This window comes from Pontibacter populi (assembly GCF_019336435.1).
Classification (GTDB): domain Bacteria; phylum Bacteroidota; class Bacteroidia; order Cytophagales; family Hymenobacteraceae; genus Pontibacter; species Pontibacter humidus.
This window is the reverse complement of sequence record NZ_JAHWXQ010000006.1, coordinates 120947-147267: the sequence shown is the minus strand read 5'-3', so window position 1 is coordinate 147267 and position 26321 is coordinate 120947. Positions and strand designations below refer to the sequence as shown.

Sequence of the window (26321 nt, the reverse complement as noted above, 5' to 3'; positions counted from 1 at the left end):
ATGCGAATCAAGAGCTGAGCCTGCCTATAAATGTTCCGGGTACACTGAAGAAACAAGCCTTGAAACAATAGCAAATCCTAAAAGAGAGGCTTCAGCTACTCTTGATAGTATTGTTGTAACTATAGTACCGGAGTTTCTAATTACAGGAAAAACTAATCTGTAAGCCAATCTCTAAGAGGCAAGTCTGGTATCAAGTGTTGTTACAGTAGGCTGGACGGAAGTTGCAGTAGATTGAGGTTGAATAGTAAACCGCGGTTCGGGCTTTTCCATCTTGCTGATCCTTCTCTTATGCTGGATCTTAATGCGTTTGTAACGCTGTGCCCATCTTTCAGGCTCTGTAAATAGTAGCTCTGCGGCTACATTAAGGCAAAATACTAAATGGTACTTCATACTAGGGTGCACCTGTACTGGCCTGGGTGCCGGCATTAAGTTGGTTTTCAATAGGAGTCCAAAAAGGACTTAGAGTTGTCTCAGTTACAGGGGCTAATGTAGGAAGATAAAAGTAAACAACAATAACTTTGCAGCTAAATATTGTAATACTTGCTTATTTACAAGATTGGGAATATAGCTACTGTCTAATATGTTCTTGAGGTAAATAATAAAGCCGCACTATATAACGTAGTGCGGCTTTATTATAGCCCCGCAGGAATTAGGCGCTTATAAACGCTTACGCCGCATCAGTCCTATGCATGCCCATATTGCAGCTCAACAGGTGTATATATAATAAACACAGGGTTATTTTATATATGTGTAATTATGCACAGATATATAAAATAATTATACACATATGTGTAACATCTGACCTTAATTAAGAGTATCTTGTTTTAAAGATCTACCATAATTTAGTGTAATTTCATGTGGTAACTCGCTGATACTCAGTGAAACTTATAGATCAACAAAATTAGAGAAAACTTGTGCTAAAGAAGCCACCTCCAGAGAGATGGCTTAGGGTTACATAATCTTTGATAGTAAAGCTAAAAAGATACACAGCGCTAGTATAAGCGCAATAAGTTTTTTCATAGAAAAACGGTTTAAGTTTGAAAATAAATGTGTCCTGTAAAGACTTTATTTTCTTACGGTTAGCCGTTTTTTTTTGTTTGTGCTAAATAGAGAATTAGCCTAAATATATACAAGTGTATCACACAACCAGGTAATCCCTATAGACACCTCCGGTCAAAAAAATAAGCATACCCGATAGCTGTTGTTTATACTGGCTGTAGTAAACTATAATGCAAGTGGCTCAGGACAAAAACCTTTTTAGTGCCCGATATATTTCCGAGGCCGCAAAAAAGCCGCACTACATAATGCAGTGCGGCTTTCTTGTGGCCTCGCCAGGAATCGAACCTGGATCTAAAGTTTAGGAAACTTCTATTCTATCCATTGAACTACGGGGCCGGGTAGTGTTGCGGCAAAATTAAAAAATAATACCTACAAACCAACTTGCTCGGCAACCGCTACGCCCTCCCGGAAATAAGCGATAGAAATGCCAAAAGCGATAACCGTTAGCACCAGGCCAATCATAAAGATGGTATAAGAAATGCGCAGGATTTTGTACTTGCGTTTCAGCACCTCACCCAGGTAGTAAATATCAGTTATCATGTTATTGTAAAGCGACTTCTTATCACGCATGATATTGTGCATCCCATGCTGGAAATCTTCAAGAGGGATGTTGGTGAAGTTACCGAAGAAGAGCAGGTTTACCTTCCGGCTGTTCATTTTCTCCTTTTTAAATGAGAAGCTCGTGATCTCAGGCTGTGCCGAAATAATAGCAGTAACAACAGAGCCAAGTGCCGTTAGCAGCAGCGTGCCAATAGGTATAAGCAGCGAGCGATGCTGGGCAAATTCCGGCCCCGATACTGAAGTTTTGGTACTCAGGTAAGTAATCACCACCGACAGGATAATAGCATTCAGGCTGATCATCATGTTGGCTTTATTGTCGGCAATCGCGCTCAGGTCAAGATGCGTGCGATATGTGTTCCGGAACATGGTCTCGATACCGCGCTTAGGTTGAGCCAGTGTTTCCTGGTGCTTCTTATCATCCTTCTTCTTCTTTTTAACCTCTTTGCTCAGGCGGCTGCGTTGCTCCTGTATGTTTATGCCAAGCTGCCCGGCATATTTGCGTTGCGCCTGGTACGTATGAAACGTGGTTGATAACAGGAAGTCCATCTGGAACTGTGCCCATTCTCTATCCGAAAAAGACTTGTCCTTGAAAATCTCCCACTCCACGCGCAGCAGCTCGGCAGTGCTGAAAAAGGTATCCTTACCAATATTAGACATATCGGCATCTACAAGAAGCTCCTGTAAAAGGGTAGTAGGTTCCAGGCTGTGTTTGGTAGCTTGTATACATTCTGCAATGCGTTCTATGCGCGGGGCAGGGTGCTGTTGCTGTTCCAGCCATTCACGGGCAAAGCGTATGCTTTCCTCTTCGTGGCCATCATACACATTCACGTATCCGGTGTCATGAAACCAGGCAGCAAGCAGCAGGTCCTGTAGTTCATCTTCAGGTAAATGCTGCATTTCGCCCAGGTCGCGGGCTTCGTTTACAGTTTCAAAAGTGTGTCTGTAGTTGTGATATACAAGCTTTCTGGAAAGCTGATTTTTAAACAGTTTAAAAACGTACTCTCCGGCTTGCTTTACGATTGTGTTATTCTCCATAATAAGGCTTTTCTGCAGGTGCCATGTGTGTAGAGGCAGGCGACATACTATTTAATAAGACAAAGCATTTGCCCTGCATTACCTGCGTTACGGTTTAATCCTGTTTTTGTTAGCTGCAGGCGCTACAGCTGTGTTTTAAGGAGTAATTAACAGTTATAACTAAAAAAACATTATGCTCGTTATTTACATCAGTCCGGCCGTATATAACTTCTATAATATATTTGGCAGCTTATAGCTCGGCTTACCTGTTTATAACCGGGCTACGCCTGCGTGCTGCACCAGCTCAAAAGGCTTTGCTTACCATAACTATGAGAAAAAAATACACTTCATGGCACTCCGCCTGCTTTAAGTTTGGTGTGGTGATGTTTTTATTTATACTGAGTGCCTGCACCGGCCACGATGTATATTTCGGGCCGCAAACTGCAAACTGGGAAACAGCCAAACCAGTTAAAAACAACAAAGTAATTTATACGGTCTTTTTGATAGGTGACGTAGGTGCTCCCGACCTGGTAAATGGCGAACCCTCTATGAAGCTGATGCGTCAGCAGATGATGGAGGCCGGCGCGCAAAGCACAACTATATTTCTAGGGGATAATGTGTACCACAACGGCCTGCCCGAACCTGGCGCTTATGACCGCGAAGTATCTGAAAAGCGCTTAAATGCACAGCTCGATATTCTGAAGGGCTACCCCGGCGAAAAGTACATGATACCCGGCAACCACGACTGGAACCACAGTGGCCGTGGTGGTCTGGAAGCTGTTATGCGCGAGCAACGCTATGTTAACGAATACCTGACGGATGAAAATATAGTTGTTGGCGGAGACTTTTATGTTCCGGGCAACGGCTGTCCCGGACCTTACGAAGTAAAGATCAGCGACGACCTGGTGCTGATAGCGTTAGATACCGAGTGGTGGCTGCATCCCTTCGACAGGCCCTATGGCGAGAACAGTGACTGCGGCGCTGCCACAGAAGTAGACCTGCTCATACAACTTGAAGATATTATTGAGAAGAATGCCGGGAGCGATATCATGATCGTGGGGCACCACCCGCTTAAAAGCCGTGGTGTGCATGGCGGTTTCTTTACATTTAAAGATCACATATTCCCGTTTACCCTACTCCGCGAATGGATCTATCTTCCGGTGCCGCTTATCGGTTCTATTTATCCGTTTGCGCGTAAGTACGGCGGCATTTTGCAGGATATACCCCACCCGCGCTACCAGGCCCTGATACAAGGATTCTACAATATCTTCGATAAGTACGACAACATTATTTATGCAGCCGGCCACGAGCATGCCCTGGAGTATTTTAAGCATAACAACACAGGACTTATAGTTAGCGGATCAGGCTGTAAGATACAGGACATCCGCGGTGGTGGCGATGCATACTATGCCGAAAAAGTAAAAGGCTATGCCAAAGTTCTATACTATGAAAACGGCGAAGTATGGACAGAATTCTGGGTGCCGGAAGGAGATGGAGCTACAGGCAAAGTCACGTTCAGAACCCCGGTATACGCCAAAAAGCCTCGCAAAGAGCAACCACTGGTACAAGACGAAACCAACTATGCCGACAGCACCCTTACGCTCGCCGCCAACACCAAATATAAAGTTGGCGACGTAAAGCGCTTTTTGCTGGGCGAGCATTACCGCCAGGAGTGGGCTACACCTGTTACCATACCAACCCTGGATATGAAGAATGAACAGGGAGGCCTGCGGCCATACCAGAAAGGCGGCGGCCGGCAAACTACATCCCTGAAGGTACGTAACCCCGATGCCCGCGAGTTTACCCTGCGCAGCGTGAACAAAGACCCGACAATGGCCCTGCCGGAATACCTGCGCGAAACCGTTGCCCGTGATTTGCTACAGGACCAGATATCGGCGCAGCACCCGTATGGTGCTTTGGTTGTGCCTAAACTGGCCGATGCTGCCGGCGTGTACCATACCAACCCGAAGCTGGTGTATATTCCGCAGACTCCGTACCTGCGTCAGTACATGGACGAGTTCAGCAACACCATAGCTTTTCTGGAAGAGGATGCCGATGAAAGCCACGTAGATGTAGCAAGCCTGGGCAATGCCGAAAACCTGGTTGGTACGGATAAAGTGCTGGAAGAACTGCAGCAGGACAACGATAACCAGGTAGATGAACAGGAATTTGCGCGTGCCCGCCTGCTGGATATGCTCATTGGCGACTGGGATCGTCATGAAGGGCAGTGGCGCTGGGCCGAAAAGAAAAGAGAGGGCAAGAACGGAGATATATACATACCAGTACCCGAAGACCGTGACCAGGCTTTCTTTAAAGTAGACGGCTTATTGCCCTGGCTCGCTACCCGCAAATGGAGCATCCGGAACGTACAGAACTTTGGCTACGACTATGGCGACCTGGTTGGCCTGAACCTGAGTGCTCAGACCGTAGACCGTACCTTCCTGTCCAGTGTTTCGCGGCAGGACTGGCTGCGCATTGCTGAAGACATAAAGGCCAGCATGACCGATGCTGTAATTGAAGAAGCCGTACGCGAACTACCCGAAAACATAGTACCGCTCTCCGGCCCTGAGATTGTTGCCAAACTAAAATCAAGAAGAGATAAACTGCCGGAGGCCGCAGCGAAATACTATAGTTACCTGGCCAAACTGGTAGATATTGCCGGCAGTGATAAACACGAACGTTTTATAGTTAACCGGGTAAACGACGAAGAAACCAACGTTACAGTTTACAAAATTACCAAAGAAGGTGAGCTGCGCGATACACTATACAAACGCACTTTTTATACCAACGAGACCAAAGAGATCAGACTATACGGACTGGGTGGCGAGGACGAATTTATAGTTAACGGCGATGTGAACGATGGTATAGTTGTGCGCATAATTGGCGGCGGCGGCGAAGACGATATAACAGACAATTCCAACGTAAGCGGCTTTAAGAGACATACTATAGTTTACGATCTCAAAACAGGCAATAACCTTGCCTTCGGTCCTGAAACCAGGGATGAAACATCCCCTTACGTGGATGTAAACTTCTACGACCGTAACAACTATAAGCAGCCGTATATCGGCCCGAGGTTATCGTTTGAATATAACGTTGACGATGGTCTCTTTATAGGTGCAGGCGTACTGGCTCGCACGCATAAGTTCCGGAAAGATCCGTATGCGGCCGAGCATCTGCTCGAAGCCAACTATGCTTTCCTTACCAATTCCTATAATATCCATTACAGCGGCGATTTCAGGGAGGTGATGGGCAGCTGGCACGTGTTGCTTGATGGCAAAGTGCAGGGGCCACAATTCCAGCGTAATTTTTATGGTTTGGGCAACGAAACAGAACAGGTTTCCGATGTAGATGAAGCCTACTACCGTGTACGGTTTGAGCGTCAGCGGGCCAGCGCGATGCTGTATAAAGATGCGACTTCGTTCTTTAAAGTAGGTATTGGGCCGACGTATGATCGTTTTAAAGTAAATACTCCGGACCAGGAAAACTTTTTGGTTGACGAAGCCAGGGCCGGAAACCTGAAACCGGGAACCTATGACGAAGCAACCGGCACTTTCAAACCACAGGAATATGTAGGCCTTGAAGCTTTTGCCAACATGAACGTAGTAGGTGGCGGTACACAAACCAACCCAAGAATAGGGCTGCGCTGGTATAACAACATCAGCTATAACTATCAGTTAGGCTCGCCGTCGTTAGACTATATGCGACTTAGCTCCGAGTTCAGATTTTACCTTACACCTAACTTCCCGTTTCAGCTAACCTGGGCCGGTCGCATAGGGGCCATGCATAATATAGGCGAGTACAGATTTTACCAGGCCAGCACCCTGGGCGGCACCGAAAACCTGCGCGGACACAGGCGTACACGGTATGCAGGGCGTAGTGCCATTTATGCAAACGCTGAAGGACGTATCCAGTTATTTGACTTTAACCTTTACCTTGCGCCAGGCAGGTTTGGTGTATTAGGCTTATACGATACAGGCCGCATATACCACGACGATGACCCGGCGCAGAGCTTTATAAAAAGTCTGCACCATGGTTACGGAGCAGGTGTTTGGGTCGACTTTCTGAACCGAACCGTACTTTCCTTAACCCGTTCTTACAGCAAAGAAGATAAACTGTGGATGCTCAACTTCGGCTTCCAGTTCTAAATTAATACACTTTAATAAAAGAGAGCCGTATGTAAAACCTGCGGCTCTTTCTGCTTTACAGACAGGCCATACTATACACTATAAAACTATGAAGATCACAAAGCTACTTTTAGGAGCAGTAACTATAGTTTGTACTATAGGGCAGGTGCAGGCGCAGGGCCCGGATGTAGAATTGCTGGAAGAATACGCCAGTCCGGGTGTGCGTAATATGGGTAAAAGCCGGGGCATCGTGCTGAGTTATGAGCGACTCCCGCAATTCGACATAGATTCTGAATCCAAAGACCCGCGCATTGAAAGCGGCAGCGGACACGTACGGCGTAATAATAAATTTGAGGCCCGTGTTTATGCCCCGCTGGTTAACAGACCCCAGACCAAAGTTATTTTCGGACTAGACTATGGCATGGAAGAGTTTAATTTCGAAAATGTATCGCCGGCATCTTATCCTTTGTATAATTACCTGGAAGATAAAAACCTGCAAAGCCTGGGTACACAACTGGCTTACCTCCGTTCTATAGATAGTCGCCGGTTTTACCTGCTCCGGGTGAAAGGCGAGATAAACGGAGACTGGGGAAAAGATAACGCCAGTCATGACCTGATAGATTATCTTAAATCGACATTTGAGGCAGGCTACGGCTGGAAAAAGTCTCCAAACTATGTGATTGGTGTTGGCTTCCAAGTTGGGTACACCTTTGGCAGAAAAAGCATTTACCCGGCCGTTATCTATAACCGCACCTTTAATGATAACTGGGGCGTTGAGGCCATTTTTCCGGCCAATACAAGAGTGCGTTACAATGTAAACGAGAAGACCTTGCTTTACACTGGTTACAAAATAGATGGTGCGAGCTATAACCTGTTTGTAGATGAAGGTCCTTTATCAGAATTTAAAGAAATAGAGCTGCGCCGTACCGACTTTAAAGGCTTTTTGAGGCTGGAGCGCGAGATCTACGATTTTCTGTGGTTCTCTCTTGAGGGCGGCTTCAGGCAATATTACCGCAACCGAGTATTCGATGAGATCGGCTCCCAGGATGAGATCCTGAAAAATGATCTGGCCGGCGCAGGCTATGTCCGTGTCGAGTTATATGCTGTGCCACCAAGGCGTTTTATGGAGAAGAAAAAGTAATGTTGGAACAGAAAGATTTGTAGGACCTGGCAGTGTGCGCAGCTCCTGCTAGTGTCTGGGCTATAATTGATTTCTTCTCTTTTGTCATTTCGAACGCAGTGAGAAATCTATTTCAGCTTATAGTTGGCGATAGTCGCTGATTCGAACCAAGTCTATATTTTATAGCTTTCTCAAATCCTAGGAGCTTTACAAATCTATAGTTGTCATAGTTACCTTTGGTGCCCTCACGGCCGGGAGGCTCCGTCTTCGGGCATCGCGCGGTGTACATTTCTTTTGTTCGTTCCTCACAATACCTTCGGTACCAGAAATCTACAAGGCGCTCAACCCAAAGACTGAGATCAATTAGATAGTTGAATTATAGTTGATTTGACTAGCTATAGTTTCATCGCTTAATCTTGGTGATAATTTCGAGGGGACAGGTAAACCTGTCCTGCTCACAGGCTGTAACTATATCTAATTCAGATTTTTCTCTGCGTTCGAATTGACAGTTGGAAAGGCAGTAGCAGAAAGTCCCCCTTTGAAGGGGGCAGGGGGATGACCATCGGGAACTATAGAACTATAGCTTTAACTACAACTATAGCCGAAATTCCCCCTCTCGGGAGGGGTAGGGGTGGGTTAAAACCACAACTATAGAACTATAACTCCCCATAAAAAAGAGCAGGCTGAGAATTAACGCAACCTGCTCCTTTAAAATAAAATAGCCTAAAACCTTACTCCCGTTCAGCTTTCATACCTTTCGGTATAAGGGTGCGGAGGTAATCGTAAGTAGCGTATTGCGACCTTGTTTCTTCGGTAGCGGATTTTTCTACATAGCTGTTATCAACCAGGCGCGCTTTGGTATTGTCGGAGCGTTGCAGGTCTATAATGGTGCGAACCTGGTCTATCAAATCCTGCTGATATAGCGGGAAAGCAACCTCCACACGGCGGTTCAGGTTACGGGTCATCCAGTCGGCTGAGGCTACATAATATTTTTCTTCTCCATTGTTATGGAAAATATAAACGCGGGCATGTTCCAGGTAGCGGTCTACGATGCCTTGCACGGTAATATTCTCGCTGAGGCCTTCTATGCCCGGTTGCAGACAGCAAATACCACGCACCAGCAACTCTATTTTTACGCCTGCCTGGCTGGCCTCATATAGTTTCCTGATCATGCGATCATCCTGCAGAGCATTCATTTTAAGGATCATGGAAGCAGGTAAGCCTTTCTTCGCATTCTTGATCTCCTTTTCAATTAACTCTACAAACCGCTCGCGCATGTTAATCGGTGCCATCAGCAAGTGCTTGAATTTTTTATCCGGCTGGCGATCAATAAAGAAGTTGAAGACCTGTTCTACATCTTTTGTCAGGCGGCTGTCGCAGGTAAACAGGGCGTGGTCAGCGTAAATTTTAGAGGTGTCTTCGTTATAGTTACCAGTGCTCAGGTAAGCATAGTTTACCATTTTGCCATTCTCGTTTCGGGTAATTAACCCTAACTTGGAATGCACTTTAAGATCAGGAACGCCGAGTATAACATTAGCTCCGGCTTTCTGAAGTTTACCCGCCCAGAAGATGTTAGACTCTTCATCGAAACGGGCTTTTAGCTCTACAACAACCGTCACCAGTTTGCCATTTTTAGCAGCTTTGGTCAAGGCCTTGGCAATTTCAGATCCATCAGCAACGCGGTATAATGTTGCGCTGATGGCTGTAACAGCAGGGTCAGTAGCGGCTTCGTTAAACAGCTTCACCACATAATCGAAAGACTGGTACGGGTAGTGTACAATATAGTCCTGCTTCTGCATAGCTGCCAGTATGCTCGGTTCCTTTTTCAGCAAGGGATGCACCAGCGTAGGCTGTGGTTCATACTTTAGTTCAGGCAGATCAAAATTAGGAAAGCCGAAGAAGTCACGGAAGTTATGGTATTTGCTGCCTTCTACCAGTTCTTCGTCTGTTATACCGGTATGAGCCATTATTTCATCCAGCAAAGCCTGAGGTGTTTCAGGGTCGTATAGTAACCGGGCGGGGGTGCCTATTTCACGTTTTTTCAGCCCTTTCTTTATCTTGGTCATCAGGTTAGCCGAGATATCTTCTTCAATATCCAACTCCGCATCCCTCGATACTTTTACAGCATGCGCCTCGAACTGGCTATATTCCGGGAACAGCAAGGGCAGGCAGGTACGGATGGCATCATCTATAAACATTACATACCGGTTATTCTTCTGGGTAGGTAATTTTATAAAACGGCTGCCATGTTTTTTAGTTGGCACTTCCAGCATCGCGTATTGCTCTGGTCTGGTAGTGTCTTTTTTTGCACCATTCATCTGCACACCCAGGTAAACGGTCTGGTCTTTCAGGAAAAAGTGCGTTTCGGTATCGTCCATAACCATGGGCAATAGCAGCGGCTGCAGATTTTCTTTAAAGTATGTGGTAACGAATTTCTTTTGTGTGGCTGTAAGTTCGCTCTCTGTTACCAGGTGTATGTTTTCTTTTTTGAGGTCGGCCAGAATGCCTTCACGGAATACTTCGCCAAATTCATCCTGCTGGCGCTTTACCTCTTCCAGTACCTGGTTCAGGGTTTCTGCCGGGTCTTCATCGAGCTTCTCAATTGTTTTGCGCTTTAATTTTACCAGTCGCTTCAGCGTAGCTACGCGCACTTTAAAATACTCATCCAGGTTTGATGAGAAAATAGCCATAAACTTGATGCGCTCCAGTAAAGGCACCTTTTTATCGCGTGCTTCCTGTAATACTCTATAGTTAAAAGCAAGCCAGCTAAGCTCCCGGTTAATAAACTTCGGCTCTGTCTGGTGCTTCTTTTTTTTCTCTTTTTCCATTGTAGTAAGGTTTGTGCTGGCAACTATAGTTTGCAGGTTGGTGCAAGTGCAGCAATATGGGTGTAGTGTAAAGCGGGTGCTCTACTCGTAATTCTTCGGGAAGTCGAAAAACAGGTAATCTGCGTTGTCGTGGCTAATCTCGTACCAGCTTTCACATTCAAAGGTTAGGGCAACTATACCGGCAGTAGGGATGCTGCCCACTGCTTCCGGCGATAACATGTTTGCAAACTCGGTGAGCGCGTCGTTATGGCCTACCAGCATCAGGCTTTCTATTTCTAAAGGTGTTTCCTGTACTACCTCCAGCAACATGTTCTTATCTGCACCATAAATTCGTTCGTCAATCATGATGTCATCCGGATCATAGCCCAGCTCCTTACCTACCAGGGTAGCTGTAGAAATAGCACGCACCGCAGGGCTCGACACGATCAGGTTGGGTAAAACGCCACGCGATGACAGTTCCCGGCCGATCAGGGGCGCATCGTTGCGTCCGCGTTTGTTCAGGGGTCTGTCGTGGTCGCTTAGTTCCTCAAATTCCCAGCTCGACTTAGCGTGTCTCAGGATATATAATGTCTTCATGGGATCAATAATCATTCAAACCAATAGCATATTCAAAAGTTACTATGGTTCTGTGTCTTTACTGAAAGTGATGGGAAATAGTTGTGGTAGGGGAGGTTGGTTGATGGATTGTGATCGTGAAGGAAGTTGAAGTGTTTTGATTGTAAGTATGGTTTTACTTTTGTCATTTCGAACAAAGCCTTGAGTTCTTACGTGTTCTATAGTTCTTCTTTTGTCATTTCGACGCAGAGAGAAATCTATCTCGGCTTATAGCTAATTATAGTTGCAACTAGAACCAGGCCTTATCTTTCATAGCTGCTTTCCATCCTGGGATCTTTACTAACCTATCGTTCCAATTTAGCTTTGGTGCCCTCACGGCCGGGAGGCCCCGTCTTCGGGCATCGCGCTGTGCGAATCTCTTTTGCTCGTGCCTCGCAATGGCTGCGCCACCAGAGATTCACAAGGCGCTCCACCCAAAGACTGAGATCAGTTCGATAGCTATAGTTTATGCTGTTTGAAACTATAAGCTTCGAGCTTTATCGTGGTGGTAGTTTCGTCGGAACAGGTAAACCTGTCCTGTCCATGGTCTGTAACTATAGTTCGATAGTTTAGAAATTGGTAGCGGCCGCAATTGTCCCCTTGAGGGGACTTTAGGGGTGTTAACGCCGCAACTATAGAACTATAGGTCAAACTACAACTATAGCCAAAACTCCCCTCTCGGGAGGGGTAGGGGTGGGTTAAAACCGCAACGATGAAACGATAGCCACCAACTATAGCAGTAACCAAAGCTCCCCGCCTTAGACAAGGAGGGGTTGGGGGTGGTTGGACCACGCCAACTATAGAACTATAGTGTCAGCCTTCGTAATTACTGTCCCTACCGGGCCAGTTGATATGGACCAAATCCTGAAAATCCATTAATCCTATAAATCCTGATTCAGTCAAAAATCCGCTCATCTCAAAATTAGACCTAACAAAAAAGAGCTACCATTTAAGTAGCCCTTTTAAGGTTCTATAAAGTGTAAGCTTTACACATTATTTGGATAGCGTTCATAATGAATCTCCGCTACACGACGGTGCAGTTCTTCACGCAGGCCTTCGATGTTGATTTTATTTGTAGCCGAAATGAAAAGTGCCGGCGCATGGATTTTAGCCATATAGGTTGCTTTCAGGTCTTCGATGGAAGGAAGCGTTTCATGGCCTTCTTCCTGCATTTCCTGCTCGCGCTTCTTTAGGTAAAGGTCTACTTTGTTAAATACCAGCAGTACCGGTTTCTCAGCGGCATTAATATCCTTCAAGGTGTCATTCACGACTTCAATATGCTCTTCAAAAGATGGATGCGAAACATCCACTACATGCACCAGCAGGTCTGCCTCACGGATCTCATCCAACGTAGACTTAAACGACTCGATGAGTTTAGTAGGGAGTTTACGGATGAACCCAACCGTATCAGAAAGCAGGAATGGAATGTTATCGAACACGACTTTACGAACCGTAGCATCTACGGTAGCAAACAGCTTGTTTTCGGCAAACACTTCTGACTTAGAGAGCAGGTTCATGATGGTGGATTTACCAACGTTGGTATAACCAACCAGGGCTACCCTAACCATAGCTGCGCGCGACTTACGTTGCTCAAAGTTCTGCTTCTCAAACTTCTTGAGACGCTCTTTCAGCAAGGTTATTTTTTCGCGAACTATACGGCGGTCAGTTTCAATTTCCGTTTCACCGGGACCTTTCATACCGATACCACCTTTTTGTTTGGATAAGTGAGTCCAGAGGTTGGTAAGGCGTGGCAGTAGGTATTGGTACTGGGCCATCTCTACCTGGGCATGGGCTTGGGCGGTTTTAGCCCTGAGCGCAAAAATGTCGAGTATCAGTAAGCTGCGGTCTACAATTTTAATCTGTAGTTCGCGCTCAATGTTACGCACCTGCGAGGGGCTAAGGTCATCATCAAAGATCACCATGTCCACGTTATGCTCCTGCACGTAGGCTTTTATCTCGTCCAGTTTACCACTGCCCACAAAAGTGGCGCGGTCTGGTCTTTCGAGCTTCTGAATAAAGCGTTTTATAGTTTGTGCGCCAGCAGTCTCCGTTAAAAAAGCTAACTCATCGAGGTACTCGTCGGTTTGCTCATCTGTCTGTCGGTAGGCTGGTACGGCTACCAGCACGGCAGTTTCCTGGGGCTTGGCGGTTTCGTAAAATTTCTGTTTGGCCATTAATTATTTTTTAAACGTCATGGTATAGGCCGCTACTTCTTCAAGCTCCTGTTCGCTCAGTTGCTCTCCGAAAGCTGGCATTAAGCCACGGCCTTTTGCAATTACCTGCTTCCGGTCGGTAAGGTTAAGCTGGCTTTGTATAAGGTTGGCAGCTCCGCTTAATTCTTTAGCTCCATCTTCGCCGTGGCATGTGGCGCACTGTTGTACGAAAATTGTCTGACCATTGGTTAGCGCAGTTTGATTAAGTGAAGCAACTATATCTGCCGGTGCAGTTGCTGGAGTACTGGCCGCAGCTTCTGTTGTATCGGCTATAGCTGTTTCAGGCGGAGTAACAATGATGGTATTTTCAGGTGTTTCTTTCTGCATAGCCAGGCTGTCGGTTTCGGCAATGCTATACACATACACAAAGAACAACAGCGCCATAACAGCCAGTACTTTATTCTCACGCTTTAAACCAACTATACCCACCGGAATAGCGATCAGCACTAAGAATACTTTTGTGATAAGCCAGCCTGGGATGCCGCTATAGTTAAACAACAGCCAGCCGCCCGTTACCAAAATCAAAGTGCCCAGGATCATTTCGGCTACTTTGGTCTTATTGCGCAGCCTGGTTAATGCACCACGTTTGTTCAGCAGTAGCAGCCCCGTTTTTATAATAAACAACAGCAGAAACAAGATCACTACCAGAATATGGGTGTGTAAGAAGGCTGTGACCGGCATCGTTGGTTTTATTTTAAAGGCAAAAGTTTGAGAAGAGAGGATGCAATTTAGGGTATTTTTTTCAGATGATAGGCTTAATTTAGGTAACTTGGACCGTTAAAAGAGTACAAAAGCGGCAACCAAACCAACCTCCTGCTCCGGTAAAGCATTTATGCGCATAGCTATCGTTATCAACACTTCCTGGAACATCTTTAACTTCCGGCTTAGCCTGATAAAGGCCTTGCTGGCTGAAGGCCATGAGGTGATAGCGATTGCCCCACGCGATACGTACTCGCAGCGACTGATAGATGCCGGTTGCAAATTTGTGCCGGTAACAATGGAGAAAGGCACTAATCCTTTTAAAGATATCTGGCTTACCTGGCGCCTGTACCGGGCATATTCCCGCGTAAAGCCCGACGTGGTGTTACACTATACTATAAAGCCTAACATTTACGGGGCTATAGCGGCGCACTTTGCAAACATTCCGGCTATCAATAATGTATCGGGCCTGGGTACGGTATTTATAAAGAAAGACTATATCTCCAGTATCGCACTCAAACTATACAAACAGGCTTTTCAGTATCCGGCTAAAGTGTTTTTCCAGAATCAGGACGACCGCAGGCTTTTCCTGAAACATAACCTGGTAAGGGCAGGGATAACAGAGGTGTTGCCGGGTTCAGGCATAGATCTGAAGGCATTTACACCCATACCCAAACCAGATAGCAATGCTCCGTTTACTTTCCTGATGATAGCACGGGTATTGTATGAAAAAGGGGTAGCCGAATATATGGAAGCCAGCAGGTTGCTGAAAGCAAAATACCCAACTATAAAGTGCCAGTTGCTGGGACAGGTAGATGAACTCAGCCGCTTTGGGGTAAAGCAAACGGTGCTGGATGCCTGGTTGGCCGAAGGGGCAGTAGAGTATTTAGGTACGACTGACGATGTGGCAACTATAATTGCGCAGGCCGATTGTGTAGTCTTGCCCTCGTACCGCGAAGGCACACCACGCACGTTATTAGAAGCTGCTGCTATGGCTAAGCCATTAATTGCTACTAATGTGCCTGGCTGTCGCGAAGTGGTGCAGCAGAATATAAACGGCCTGTTATGCCGCATACGCAATGCCCCCGACCTGGCCGAAAAAATGGAGCAGATGCTGCAGATGCCGCCGGAACAGCTACAAAAAATGGGTGAAGCCAGCCGCCATATAGCCGAAACAAAATTTGATGTGAACTTTGTGATACAGCGCTACCTGCACGCTATTGCCGAAGTTACCAACTCCAAAAAAGTATAAATTATAGTTACAGTAAAGTATAGATGGATTTTAAGACGTTTGAGATTGAAGGGTTAGTAGAGTTTCAGCCACGCGTGTTCCGCGATGACCGGGGTTATTTCTTGGAGACCTTTAGCATGAAGTGGTTTGAGCCGCTGGGTATTAAGCCCAACTTTGTACAAGACAACCAGTCGGTTTCTAAAAAAGGCGTGCTGCGCGGATTGCATTTCCAGAAACCACCTTATGCGCAGGGTAAACTGGTGCGCGTTTCGTCGGGAAGGGCATTAGATGTTGCTGTTGATCTGCGTAAAAATTCACTTACCTATGGCAAGCATGTAACCTGCATTTTAGATGCCACACAGCAGAATGTGTTCTATGTACCCGAAGGTTTTGCCCACGGCTTTGTAGCTCTCGAAGACGATACAACATTCCTGTACAAATGCACCGATTATTACCAGCCATCAGCTGAAGGCGGCCTGCTTTGGAACGATCCGGAGTTGGGAATTGATTGGGGAGTTGAGAACCCGCTGGTATCTACAAAGGATGAAGTGCTGCCTCTGTTAAGAAATTTTGAGTCTCCGTTTTAGACTAAGATTTTTAAGATTTAAGGAATGATAGGATTAAGTCTAAACCTGATTAAGGGGAATTGTAAGAAAACGTTCCTGCCGCAAGTCTAGCTTCAGCGTAACTTGTGGCTGTTTATGGCAGCAAGTTTTCAACTTGCTTTGCTTTGAAAAAGCAAGAAAAGCGAAGCTTGCAACTATAAATCTGCCAAACTATAGATATGTTACCTATAATTTCTGCTCACGCAGAAAGCCAGTTACAAACTGGCTGCATAGTTAACCACAAGTTACGCTATCGCTAAACTTGCGGCATAAATCTTGTTTCAGACAAAAAAAGACGAAACGTATTGTGTCTCTACATTAGCTGTCAATCCCAGAAATTTCTATTAATCTCGTTCAGATTAAATTCACACATTCACTCAAACAGCCATTCAAAATTTTAAATTACAGCAACTCCACCAGCGTCTCCAACCCCATGCCGCGCGAGCCTTTGATCAGAATATAGCTGTCTGAGATCGGGTTTTGCTGCAGCCATTTCTGTAGTTGCTGCTTGTTTTCGAAGTGCTTAAAGTTGCTGTCTGCTTCGGCAGCGAACTTCATGTCTTTTCCGCAAAGCAGAACGGTATCAAAAGGCTGTTCGGCGGCTATAGTTCCCAAGACGGTGTGCTCTGCTATACTCTCAGTACCCATCTCAAACATGTCACCTAGTATAACCACCTTGCGCGGGGCGTTCATGTTGCCAAAGTTACGGATAGCAGCGGCCATTGAAGTTGGGTTGGCGTTATAGGCATCCAGGACGATCGTGTTACTACCTTTCTGCAGTACCTGCGAGCGGTTATTTACCGGGCTATAGCTGGCGATGGCTTCGTTGGCTTTCTGTAAAGACACACCAAAATATTTGCCAATACAAGCAGCAGCGGCCATGTTCTCGTAGTTGTAGCTGCCTACCAGTTGCGTATGCACTACATTGCCTTCTTCGTCTTTGTATACCACATAAGGCGATGCTTCCAGTAACTCGCTGTGGTAATAATCGCCAACAGCTGGGTAGGTTACTTTGCTGGCGATGCGGCGGCTCATGCGCACCAAGTGGTCGTTGCCGGTGTTTACAAATACAGTGCCTGCGGTATTGTCCAGGTGCACGTATAGTTCGCTTTTGCCACGGGCCACGCCTTCCAGGCTACCAAAACCTTCCAGGTGCGCTTTACCAATATTCGTGATCATGCCGTGGGTAGGCAGAGCTATCGTGCAAAGCAGTTCTATCTCACCGATGTGGTTCGCACCCATTTCAATAATTGCCATCTCATGCTCCGGTTTTATGCGCAGCAAAGTAAGCGGCACGCCGATGTGGTTATTTAGGTTACCCTGCGTGTACAGCGTATTAAACTTCTGGCTCAGTACCGTATAGATCAGCTCTTTGGTAGTGGTTTTGCCGTTGCTGCCCGTTATGCCTATTACAGGAATACTTAATTGCTTGCGGTGATGGCGGGCCAGATCTTGCAGCGTTTGCAACGTATCTTCTACAACAAATACATTATCGGCAGCCATCGTTGGGTCATCCACTACAGCATACTTTGCACCTTTTTCCAGGGCCATCATGGCAAACTTAGCACCTTTAAAGTTCGGGCCGTTCAGAGCAAAAAACAGGCTTTGGTTCTGGTCGGCGCGCGAGTCGGTGCTAACGTGGCTACACTCCAGGTATTTTTGATATAGAAATTCGATGCTGGTCTGCATGAAATAGTTAATTTTAAAGTATAAACGCTGTAGCGGCCACGTACCTAAACTATAGCTGCCATACACGGTGCAATATACACCCAAAACAGCAACGGCGCCACAGCACATCACCGCTCCTTACATCTCTATGAAAAAGTTACTGACTCTGTTTTTACTCTTAGTCGCAACAACAACTATGGCCCAGCAGCCATTGCAGTTCGTGCTGCGCCACGATGTGCCTGTAACTATAGCAGAGGGTAAATTAACCCAACCCTGGAGCGGCGGACTGAGCGCACCCCAATTCTCAACGTTAGATCTGAACAACGATAACCAGCCCGACCTGTTTGCTTATGACCGCATGCAGCAAAAAGTATTTACATGGCTGGCAGTGCAGCAAAATGGGACCTGGAACTATAGATACAGCCCTGAATATGAAGTTCTTTTTCCGGATGACCTGACGGCCTGGGTATTGCTGCGCGATTATAACTGCGATGGGCTAAAGGATATTTTTACAAGCACGCCGCTAGGTATAAAAGTGTACCGGCAGGAGAAAGGCGCTAATCAACTACCCCGTTTCGTGCTTGCTGAAGAGGCCATTCTGTATAATCAGGGTGTAAACCTGCAACTGCAAAGTGCCGATATTCCGGCTATAGAAGACATGGATGGCGACGGTGATCTGGATGTATTGGTGTCGGAGTTCTCGCATGGGCAGAAGCTGGAATACTACCAGAACATGCGCGTCGAAAATAAATTGAACTGCAACACTCTGAGCTTTGTGCGTAACTCCAACTGGTGGGGCGGTATTACGGAGTGCGATGGCTGTAACAACTATGTTTTCGGGGCCGCGTGCCGCGTGGCAGCGCCCTTGCATACCGGCCATACCGGCAGTTCGTTGCTGTTATTGGATATGGATGGAGATGGTGATAAAGACCTACTGACCGGAGCAGTAGAATGCAATGACCTGGTACTAATGGAAAACAAAGGAACCGCGCAGCAGGCTTTTATGGATGAGTTATCGGTGAATTTTCCGGCAAATACGCGCCGCGCCAGTTTTAGTAAATTTCCGGCTGCCTATTACGAAGATGTAACGTTTGATGGCATACCCGACCTGCTTGTAGCGCCGAATCTGGCCAATACCAACGAAGCAAAGGCTGAACTGCAGCGTTCGGTATGGCTCTACAAAAACAAAGGAACTGTAAGCCAGCCTGTTTTTGAGTTCGTACAGGATGATTTTCTGCAGGACCAGATGATGGACCTAGGAGAAGGCGCTTACCCGGCTTTCGCGGACCTGGATATCGATGGCGACCTTGATATGCTGGTGGGTAATTTAGGTGCTTACCGTAACGGCAATTATGTGGCAACCATAAGCTACTATCAAAATACCGGCACGGCTACAAATCCGGCTTTTACGCTTATAACAGACAATTACCTGGACCTGGAGAATCAGCAGCTGCTCAACATAAAACCAACCTTTGCTGACATAACCGGAGACGGAAAACCAGACTTAGTGCTTACATATAAGAACACACAGACCAATGCTACATCTATAGTTTACCTGCCTCATACAGGCCAAGCTACAGCATATAACTGGGCAGATAAAACGCAACTCCACACAGCTATAGACGGAGATGCACCGGCCTTCTTTGACGCTGATAAGGATGGTGACCTGGATATGGTTATAGGGAAAGCGTCCGGCGAACTGCAACTATACACCAACACCGGTACAAACTATAGTTTAACCAAAGCCAACCTGGGTGGTATTAGTTTCAGTTTTGATAAGCGCCATCTGCACCCCACAACCATAGACATTGACGGTGACGGAACTATAGACCTGATCACCACTGACGACAGTGGAACTATAAAAGTATACCGTAACCTGGCAGCTATACTAGAGCAAACCTTTACACCCGAAACAGGGCTGCTGGAGAACCAGTTTGCTGAAAACCTGCTCCCGACCAGACTGGGAAAGGGCACAAGTATTATCGCAGCTGCACTAGGCGGGGCAGGCAAACTATACCTGGTAGCAGGCACACAGGGCGGCGGCCTTTACCTGCTACAGCAAACCTCCGGCTACCAACATAACCCTGAGGCACCAACCGAAGAATTTATAGTTGAAATATATCCCAACCTGGCAGAAAGGAACGGAACTATCGTTCGGGTGCAGGCCTCAGAGCCGGTAACGTTTGTGGTATATGATGCCATCGGGAAAAAGGTTTATAACAGCGGGAACAGCTATAAGCAATACAACAGCCTGCAGGTGCATACCCTGAAAGCGGGCATGTATTTCGTGAGGGCAGTAAACAGACAAGGCAGCTATAAAACTGCAAAATTTGTAGTGAAATAATGAAAGCGCTACTCTACCTCCGTCTATTAACAGAAAATCAAACTATAGCCTACGGCAACCCGCTCCTGGAACAGATAAAAAGCCAATTTCCGAATTTGGCTGTGCTGGATGTAGATTCTCAATCTGAAGAGTTGGTGCTGCATTATGCGAAACAGTTGCTGCAAAACTCGGAGCAGCTTATAGTTTGTATAGAAAGCACCGCGGCAGATGCTGGTTTGGGGAGTGTATTTCCGCTGTTGGAGCTGGTGCTGGAAGGGCGAAAAGAGCAGCTTATAGTTTTCAGGAATGAGCACCCCCGTTTGCTACGCATGATACAGGCAAGACCAGAATTGCAGATGAAAGTAGTACAGGATGATGTGGAGTTGTTAAGTGAGGTGAAGCGGTTTTACAACTGAGTTATTATGAAAATTTAAAGCTGTTTCGGACTTCCAAGTCCGAAACTCCACACTGAAGCGGATTTCCTAATCCGCGTTACCGGCAATACGGGGATTAGGAAATTCCCGGCAGCTTAGCTTTCGGACTAAGAAGTCCGAAACAGCGGGAAAAGCAGGAGCAAACCATGGCGCGAGCGTCCTCGCTCGTGTCGAACTATAGTTGGGCCTCTGGCCCAGTTGAGTTACAAACTCAACATCATAGTTAGGCACGAGTTACAAACTCGCGCCAGCGAGGCCAGCTCAAGGGACAGCACAAAGAGTGTACTAGGTAAAATTAACCCTTCAACTCAAACGTGTCCGCATCCAGATGCGCCGGGAAAGCTTCTCTGAAATCCAGTAGCTCCTGTTTACTTAAGGAGATGGTATGGATGCCTTCCTGCTCTGTTGTTTCTAAAAGTTTATGACCTTTCGGGTGGATAATGGCGGAGTCGCCGGAATAGGGATGATCGTTGCCATCGGTACCGATGCGGTTCACCCCTACCGTATAAGCAATATTTTCGATGGCGCGGGCCTGTAGCAAGGTGCGCCAGGCCAGGCTGCGGGCTTTCGGCCAGTTGGCAACATAGAGCAAAAGATCGTAGCGGTCGCCGGTGTTGCGGCTCCAAACCGGGAAGCGCAGGTCATAACACACCAACGGGCAAATCTTCCAGCCTTTCAAATCTATAGTTAGCCGCTCGCTTCCAGGCGTATAGGTATGATGCTCCTTTGCCATCCGGAACAGGTGCTTCTTGTTATAATGCTCATAACTGCCATCCGGCCTCACCCACATCAAACGATTAAAATACTGCTCATTCTCCTGCACAATAATACTTCCGGTGATAACAGCGTTATAGTTTGCCGCCTGCTCTTTCATCCACTGCAGGGTTTCACCTTCCGGTTGTTCGGCCTGCGAGGCAGCATCCATGCTGAAGCCAGTTGTAAACATTTCGGGTAGGACGATCAGGTCTGTCTGTGGATTGGCAGCGGCTAACTTTTCAGCAAACATCTTCCTGTTCGCTTCCGCATCCTGCCAGTGCAGTTCTGTCTGTACTATAGTTACCCGAAGATCCATGCTTTTTAAAGTTAAAGAGTTTGAGAGTTTAGGAGTTAGAGAGTTAGAGAGTTAGAAAGGTATAAGTTAGAAAGGTATGATTTGTAGAGACGCAATATTTTGCGTCTTAAACTACAGCTGATCCAACAATCAACCATCAACAATTTAACCATTTAACCTATAATTTAACGAGCTTTTCGGCGGCGGCGCAGAGGGTTTCGTCGCTTTTGGCGAAGCAGAAACGCAGGTAGTGGTGGTCGGTTTTGTTGTGGTAGAAAGCAGAAACCGGAACAGCGGCTACGCCAACTTCCTGCACCAGGCGTTTGGCAAAGTCCTGGTCGTGTTCTCCGGAAATTGCATCGTACTTTAGCAACTGGAAATAGGTGCCTGCCGATGGTAGAAACTCGAACCGTGATGGTGCCAAGTATTCACAGAAAGCATCGCGTTTCTCCTGGTAAAAGTCCGGAAGGCCCAGGTAATGTGCTTCGTTATCCATAAAATCGGCGATGGCAAACTGCAATGGCGTAACCGTACTGAACGTAATAAACTGGTGCATTTTACGGAGTTCTGTCGTTAAAGCCGGTGGCGCTATAGCATAGCCGATCTTCCAGCCGGTGGTGTGGTAGGTTTTACCGAACGACGAGATCACAAAACTGCGCTCACGCAGTATTGCATTCTCCAGAGCGCTGTGGTGTTTAAAACCATCAAAAACCATGTGCTCGTACACTTCATCACTGATAACCAGAATGTCACTTCCATCCACAATATGCGCCAGTTCGTCCATGTCGGCTTTGGTCATGACAGCGCCGGTTGGGTTGTGCGGCGTGTTTATAATGATCAATCGGGTTTTAGAAGAAATGTTGCGTTTCACTAAGTCCCAATCCACGCTAAAACCAGGCAATGCCAGTGGTACATACACCGGAATACCACCGTTTAAACGGATGGCAGGCGCATAACAATCGTAGCATGGTTCCAGCACCACCACTTCATCGCCGGGTTTAACTACAGCCGTAATGGCAGCATACAACGCTTCAGTAGCGCCTGATGTAACTGTTATTTCAGTGTCCGGGTTAGGGCGGTAACCATATAGTTTTTCTGTTTTAATACTGATCTTTTCGCGCAGCGATACAACACCAGGCATAGGCGCATACTGGTTAAAACCGGCATGCATATACTTGGTAACCAGCTCCATCAATTCATCGGGGCAGTTAAAGTCCGGGAAGCCCTGCGACAAGTTAATGGCCTTGTGTTCGTTGGCCAGTGCCGACATCACCGAGAAAATACTGGTGCCTACATCAGGTAGTTTGCTGGTTGGGTAATTTGCCATAGTTTTGGTGGTTATATCAGTGGGAGTTTCTTGCAACGAATATAGTATAGTTAGGTTTAGGAGAGCAACTGTTTTACCTGTTGCTGCAAATACGGCACGGCATCCAGCTCAAACCAGGGGTTATGTTTTACCCAGAACTGGTTGCGCGGCGACGGGTGCGGCATGGGCATAAAAGCCGGCAAATATTCGTGCCAGTTAGCAACTGTCTGCGTAAGAGTTGGCCTGGCTTTCTCCTTTAGAAAATAGTCCTGCGCATACTTACCAACCAACAAGGTTAACTCAATGTTTGGCAACAGACTGAGTAATTGCTGGTGCCAGTGCCGGGCGCATTCGGGGCGTGGTGGCAGGTCGCCGCTTTTACCTTTGCCCGGGTAGCAAAACCCAATCGGAACTATAGCCACCTTGCTTTCATCGTAAAATACTTCGGGCTCCAGCCCAAGCCACAGGCGTAAACGTTTCCCGCTCTGGTCGTCCCAGGGCTTGCCGCTGGCATGTACTTTGGTGCCGGGTGCCTGCCCAACTATAAGCAGCTTTGCCGTAGTGCTTGCACGCAACACCGGCCGCGGGCCAAGTACCAGGTGCTCCTCGCAAATGCGGCAGGCGCGTATCTGTTGCAGTAAGTTTTCGAGTTGGGTCATATGCTGGTGCAAAGGTACTAAGTTGTTAATTGTTGATTGCTTTATTTAAAACTATAGTTTGTGATGAACTATAGTTTGGGCGTGCCGGCACAGCCGTCGGGCTCTCGCGGCTCGCTCTATAGTTTGTGCCCAACTATAGGAGCTCAGACAACCGCTCCATCCCTCACGCTTTTCTACCTGCGTGCCGGTAAATCATTTTATCGTTTAAGTTTCGTATAGCAAAACGGATGTGTCGTTTTATGTTCATAGTGCTCCTTGTTATAGTTGCTGGTCCGTGCCTGGCGCAGGACGCGGAATATAAAAATGCGTTTACGGTAAAGTTATTTGGTGTGTCAGTACACCTGAAAGAAAGTCCGCACCCCGAAATATTCCCGAACCGGCTCGATGAAAAAGGCTACATCACATTTAACTACGGTGCTATAGTTGGCTACGACAGGTTTATAGTTGGCAACAAACATGCTGTCAGGGTAGAGCAGGGGTTGTATGCTGATTGCGCCGCATCCCTGGCTGGCTTTACACACCTTGGCTGGCGCGCGCTTATCCTTCAGAAAAACAGGCACTCGCTGAATGGTGGCATCGGCCCAACCCTGGTATACCGCCGCGACTGGAACCGTATAGTTGGCTACAAGGACGATGGCTATTTTAACAGGCGCGGCGAGTGGCAATATAAGTTTTACTGGTACGCCGGCGAACTCGAATACAACTATAGCCTATCCGGACAAACAGACTTTTCGGTAAACCTGGTGCCCGGCCTGCCCGAACTAATCTCTTTTGGAGTAGGCTTAAGGCAGCGGTTTTAAACTATAAACTATAAAACCAAAGGCCCCTGGCATTGGAGTGCCAGGGGCCTTTATACTTACCAGTTTCTTCTGCGTTGCTCTCTGTAAAATCTTTCCGAGGAGTGGCGCGGATGATGGTGTTGCTCATGGTGCATGTAATTTTCCTGCGTCCAGCGGTCGTTAGGCTGCTGGTTCTGGTTGCCATAGCGTTGATTTTGTTCCCACTCAGGGCGTTCATTTCTATAGTTGCCATACTCGCGGTCTTCGTTTTGGAAGTGGCGGTTTTCCGGTTGGTTAAATGGGCGCCAGTCGTCCCTGAATCCGTGACCCTGCCTGTAACGGTCCTCGTGGCGCATGGACCAGTCTTCTTCGTGCGCACTCATCTGTGGATTGGGTTCTCCCCAGCGGTTAGCTGTGTTTTGCTGGTCCTGCGGATGGCGGCGGTTTCCGTCCTGGTTATAGTTTTCGCGGTCCCGGTATTCTCTATCGTTATAATCCTGTTCGTGTTTCATAGCTTTTATTGTTTAATGCACTATTGGGTTTACGACGCCAGGAAGAGGATGTTCGTGACCGGTGCTACAGTTTTGTGAGCGCATAAAAAAAGCGAAGCAGGTGGTGCTGCTTCGCTTTTACTAACTAAAACTAATCTATAACCAATCTATCTAACCTGCTCCCTATACGTTAGTATCTTCTAAAACGTTGGGTTCTGTCTGCATCATCGTAATAATTGTCTTTCCCGGAGTCTGTTTCGTCAGCCCAGCGTGGTCCGCCTTCGTAGCCACGTTCAAACTGCTGCCTGTTATAAAGGTCGTTGCCGTAGCGTTTTCGTTCATTTCTGCGGTCTTCGTCGGTCGGGTAGCCATGGCTCGGGCGGTAATCCGGATCATCAGAATGCATGATGTCGTTCCAGGTATCTTTTATGCGGCCAAAGAAGCTTCTGTTATCGCGTTGCGGCTCCGGTGTGCTGTCCGGGGTAAAGCGGCCTTCCTGGTACCAGTTATGCGTGCCACTGCCATACCTGAAATCAGATTCTTTATAACGGCTTCTGTCGCCGGGCAAATCCTGGTATTGTTCATCACGGCTGGTTGGCCGCTGGTTATAGTTGCTCTGCTGCGACCAGCCTGCAGATTGCTGCGGATTATAGTGCGACGAGCCGAAGGAGTCGCCGTGGTCCAGGTAAGAGCGTTCGTTGCGGTATGCACTGTTAGGACGGCTTCCGTAGTGTTCGTTCAGGTGTGCGTTCTGGTCTTTGTTTTGGAAACGCTGTTGTGATGGTCCTGAGGTTCTCTCCCGGTTTTCACGGTCTTGTGCGCCGCTGCGGCTTGGCCCTGTATGGAAGTAATTCCCCTCATCCCATTTCTGATCTTTCGTGCTTCTGTAACCATAGCGTTGCTGGGGCAGGTTCTGTTCCATACCGCTGCGGTGTTGTTCACGGTTTACACGTTTGTTTTCTTCGTTTTCATTATAGTTTGCCATTGTCTTTCAGTCTTTTAATCATCAAATGCTACCATATGGCAGATACTTAACAATACGAGGCTGGCATGGCTATAGTTAATGCGGAGGGTATAAAAGCAACAGGATGCCTCTTGTAAAAAAGGCATCCTGCTATAGTTGTGCTGTAAATAAGCTGCTAAAAATGTTCTTCTATAATTTCTCTTACATCGGCTTCTGCCAACGGCTTGGAGTAGTGCTTAAGCACCTCCGGGAATTGCTTTAGTTTTTCGAGATCATAAAAACTGGCCGAAGATGTCAGCATCATCATAATGGTCTGGTTCTTATCTGCCTCGTCAAACTTCTGATACTCTTCCAGGAACTCAAATCCATCCATTACCGACATTTTGATATCTACAAAAATCAAGTCGGGGCGGGGGTAACTTTCTACACCTGCAAAGGCTTTTTCCAGGTAATCCAGCGCCTCTTCGCCATTTGTAACTACCCGTATCTCTTCTGCGGTATTCATACGCGAAAGCAGTCGGTGGTTTAGGTAGTTGGTTGTCTCGTCGTCGTCGATAAGCAGGATAGTTCTTAATTGCCTCATGTTGCTGATTATTTT

Annotated in this window: 20 protein-coding genes and 1 tRNA gene; 8 read left to right on the top strand and 13 right to left on the bottom strand. The window is 47.0% G+C overall.

Features of this window, described 5'->3' with window-relative positions:
• Positions 1–1323: 1323 nt before the first annotated feature.
• A tRNA-Arg gene (locus KYK27_RS17130) sits at positions 1324–1395 on the bottom strand.
• Positions 1396–1428: 33 nt separating this feature from the next.
• Positions 1429–2655 carry a Pycsar system effector family protein gene (locus KYK27_RS17125; RefSeq protein WP_199111530.1) on the bottom strand — a complete coding sequence of 409 codons (1227 nt, stop codon included), beginning with the start codon at positions 2653–2655 and terminating at the stop codon, positions 1429–1431.
• A gap of 308 nt (positions 2656–2963) precedes the next feature.
• Between KYK27_RS17125 and KYK27_RS17120 the strand changes: the two genes are divergently transcribed.
• Both KYK27_RS17120 and KYK27_RS17115 read left to right on the top strand, forming a co-directional pair.
• Complete coding sequence (locus tag KYK27_RS17120) at positions 2964–6779, top strand: metallophosphoesterase (RefSeq protein WP_199111529.1); 3816 nt, start codon at positions 2964–2966, stop codon at positions 6777–6779.
• Positions 6780–6867: 88 nt separating this feature from the next.
• On the top strand, positions 6868–7899 hold the full coding sequence (locus tag KYK27_RS17115) for a DUF6268 family outer membrane beta-barrel protein (protein WP_199111528.1): 1032 nt from the start codon (positions 6868–6870) through the stop codon (positions 7897–7899).
• A 710-nt stretch (positions 7900–8609) separates the two neighbouring features.
• Here KYK27_RS17115 and ppk1 read toward each other — a convergent pair.
• The 4 genes from ppk1 to KYK27_RS17095 form a co-directional block, all read right to left on the bottom strand.
• Positions 8610–10706, bottom strand: a complete 2097-nt coding sequence (ppk1, locus tag KYK27_RS17110; RefSeq protein ID WP_199111527.1) for a polyphosphate kinase 1 — start codon at positions 10704–10706, stop codon at positions 8610–8612.
• Positions 10707–10787: 81 nt separating this feature from the next.
• On the bottom strand, positions 10788–11282 hold the full coding sequence (locus tag KYK27_RS17105; protein WP_199111526.1) for a SixA phosphatase family protein: 495 nt from the start codon (positions 11280–11282) through the stop codon (positions 10788–10790).
• A gap of 1004 nt (positions 11283–12286) precedes the next feature.
• Entirely contained in the window at positions 12287–13474 is a 1188-nt protein-coding gene (gene hflX, locus KYK27_RS17100; RefSeq protein WP_199111525.1) for a GTPase HflX, read from the bottom strand.
• Between the two features lie 3 nt (positions 13475–13477).
• Entirely contained in the window at positions 13478–14194 is a 717-nt protein-coding gene (locus KYK27_RS17095) for a SirB2 family protein (RefSeq protein WP_199111524.1), read from the bottom strand.
• Positions 14195–14345: 151 nt separating this feature from the next.
• On the opposite strand from KYK27_RS17095, the gene KYK27_RS17090 reads away from it, so the two are divergent.
• Together KYK27_RS17090 and rfbC are read left to right on the top strand one after the other, a co-directional pair.
• Positions 14346–15464 (top strand): glycosyltransferase family 4 protein, encoded by a 1119-nt coding sequence (locus KYK27_RS17090; protein WP_199111523.1) that lies wholly within the window; start codon positions 14346–14348, stop codon positions 15462–15464.
• A gap of 23 nt (positions 15465–15487) precedes the next feature.
• A complete protein-coding gene (gene rfbC / locus KYK27_RS17085; protein ID WP_199111522.1) occupies positions 15488–16030 on the top strand; it encodes a dTDP-4-dehydrorhamnose 3,5-epimerase in 543 nt (180 codons plus the stop codon).
• 420 nt (positions 16031–16450) lie between these two features.
• Here rfbC and KYK27_RS17080 read toward each other — a convergent pair whose 3' ends face one another.
• On the bottom strand, positions 16451–17737 hold the full coding sequence (locus tag KYK27_RS17080; RefSeq protein ID WP_199111521.1) for a UDP-N-acetylmuramoyl-tripeptide--D-alanyl-D-alanine ligase: 1287 nt from the start codon (positions 17735–17737) through the stop codon (positions 16451–16453).
• A 127-nt stretch (positions 17738–17864) separates the two neighbouring features.
• Here KYK27_RS17080 and KYK27_RS17075 point away from each other — a divergent pair, with 127 nt between their 5' ends.
• Complete coding sequence (locus tag KYK27_RS17075) at positions 17865–20060, top strand: T9SS type A sorting domain-containing protein (RefSeq protein ID WP_219337375.1); 2196 nt, start codon at positions 17865–17867, stop codon at positions 20058–20060.
• Positions 20060–20455: a hypothetical protein gene (locus KYK27_RS17070; RefSeq protein ID WP_199111519.1), complete on the top strand. Its 396-nt coding sequence runs from the start codon at positions 20060–20062 to the stop codon at positions 20453–20455. The genes KYK27_RS17075 and KYK27_RS17070 overlap by 1 nt, the downstream gene beginning before the upstream one ends.
• Positions 20456–20768: 313 nt before the next feature.
• Here KYK27_RS17070 and KYK27_RS17065 read toward each other — a convergent pair whose 3' ends face one another.
• The 3 genes from KYK27_RS17065 to KYK27_RS17055 form a co-directional block, all read right to left on the bottom strand.
• The gene (locus KYK27_RS17065; protein WP_199111518.1) at positions 20769–21545 is read right to left on the bottom strand and encodes an amidohydrolase; all 777 of its coding nucleotides are present in this window, start codon (positions 21543–21545) and stop codon (positions 20769–20771) included.
• A gap of 157 nt (positions 21546–21702) precedes the next feature.
• Positions 21703–22851 carry a methionine aminotransferase gene (locus tag KYK27_RS17060; protein ID WP_199111517.1) on the bottom strand — a complete coding sequence of 383 codons (1149 nt, stop codon included), beginning with the start codon at positions 22849–22851 and terminating at the stop codon, positions 21703–21705.
• Positions 22852–22907: 56 nt separating this feature from the next.
• Positions 22908–23489, bottom strand: a complete 582-nt coding sequence (locus KYK27_RS17055) for a uracil-DNA glycosylase family protein (protein ID WP_199111516.1) — start codon at positions 23487–23489, stop codon at positions 22908–22910.
• 63 nt (positions 23490–23552) lie between these two features.
• Here KYK27_RS17055 and KYK27_RS17050 point away from each other — a divergent pair, with 63 nt between their 5' ends.
• Both KYK27_RS17050 and KYK27_RS17045 read left to right on the top strand, forming a co-directional pair.
• Positions 23553–23708 carry a hypothetical protein gene (locus KYK27_RS17050; RefSeq protein ID WP_199111515.1) on the top strand — a complete coding sequence of 52 codons (156 nt, stop codon included), beginning with the start codon at positions 23553–23555 and terminating at the stop codon, positions 23706–23708.
• 20 nt (positions 23709–23728) lie between these two features.
• A complete protein-coding gene (locus KYK27_RS17045) occupies positions 23729–24289 on the top strand; it encodes a hypothetical protein (RefSeq protein WP_233150499.1) in 561 nt (186 codons plus the stop codon).
• A gap of 56 nt (positions 24290–24345) precedes the next feature.
• On the opposite strand, the gene KYK27_RS17040 is transcribed toward KYK27_RS17045, so the two are convergent.
• The 3 genes from KYK27_RS17040 to KYK27_RS17030 all read right to left on the bottom strand — a co-directional run bounded on the left by KYK27_RS17040 (position 24346) and on the right by KYK27_RS17030 (position 26306).
• Positions 24346–24780 carry a hypothetical protein gene (locus KYK27_RS17040; protein WP_199111513.1) on the bottom strand — a complete coding sequence of 145 codons (435 nt, stop codon included), beginning with the start codon at positions 24778–24780 and terminating at the stop codon, positions 24346–24348.
• A 169-nt stretch (positions 24781–24949) separates the two neighbouring features.
• A complete protein-coding gene (locus tag KYK27_RS17035) occupies positions 24950–25744 on the bottom strand; it encodes a hypothetical protein (RefSeq protein ID WP_199111512.1) in 795 nt (264 codons plus the stop codon).
• Between the two features lie 154 nt (positions 25745–25898).
• Positions 25899–26306, bottom strand: a complete 408-nt coding sequence (locus tag KYK27_RS17030; RefSeq protein WP_199111511.1) for a response regulator — start codon at positions 26304–26306, stop codon at positions 25899–25901.
• Positions 26307–26321: the final 15 nt, after the last annotated feature.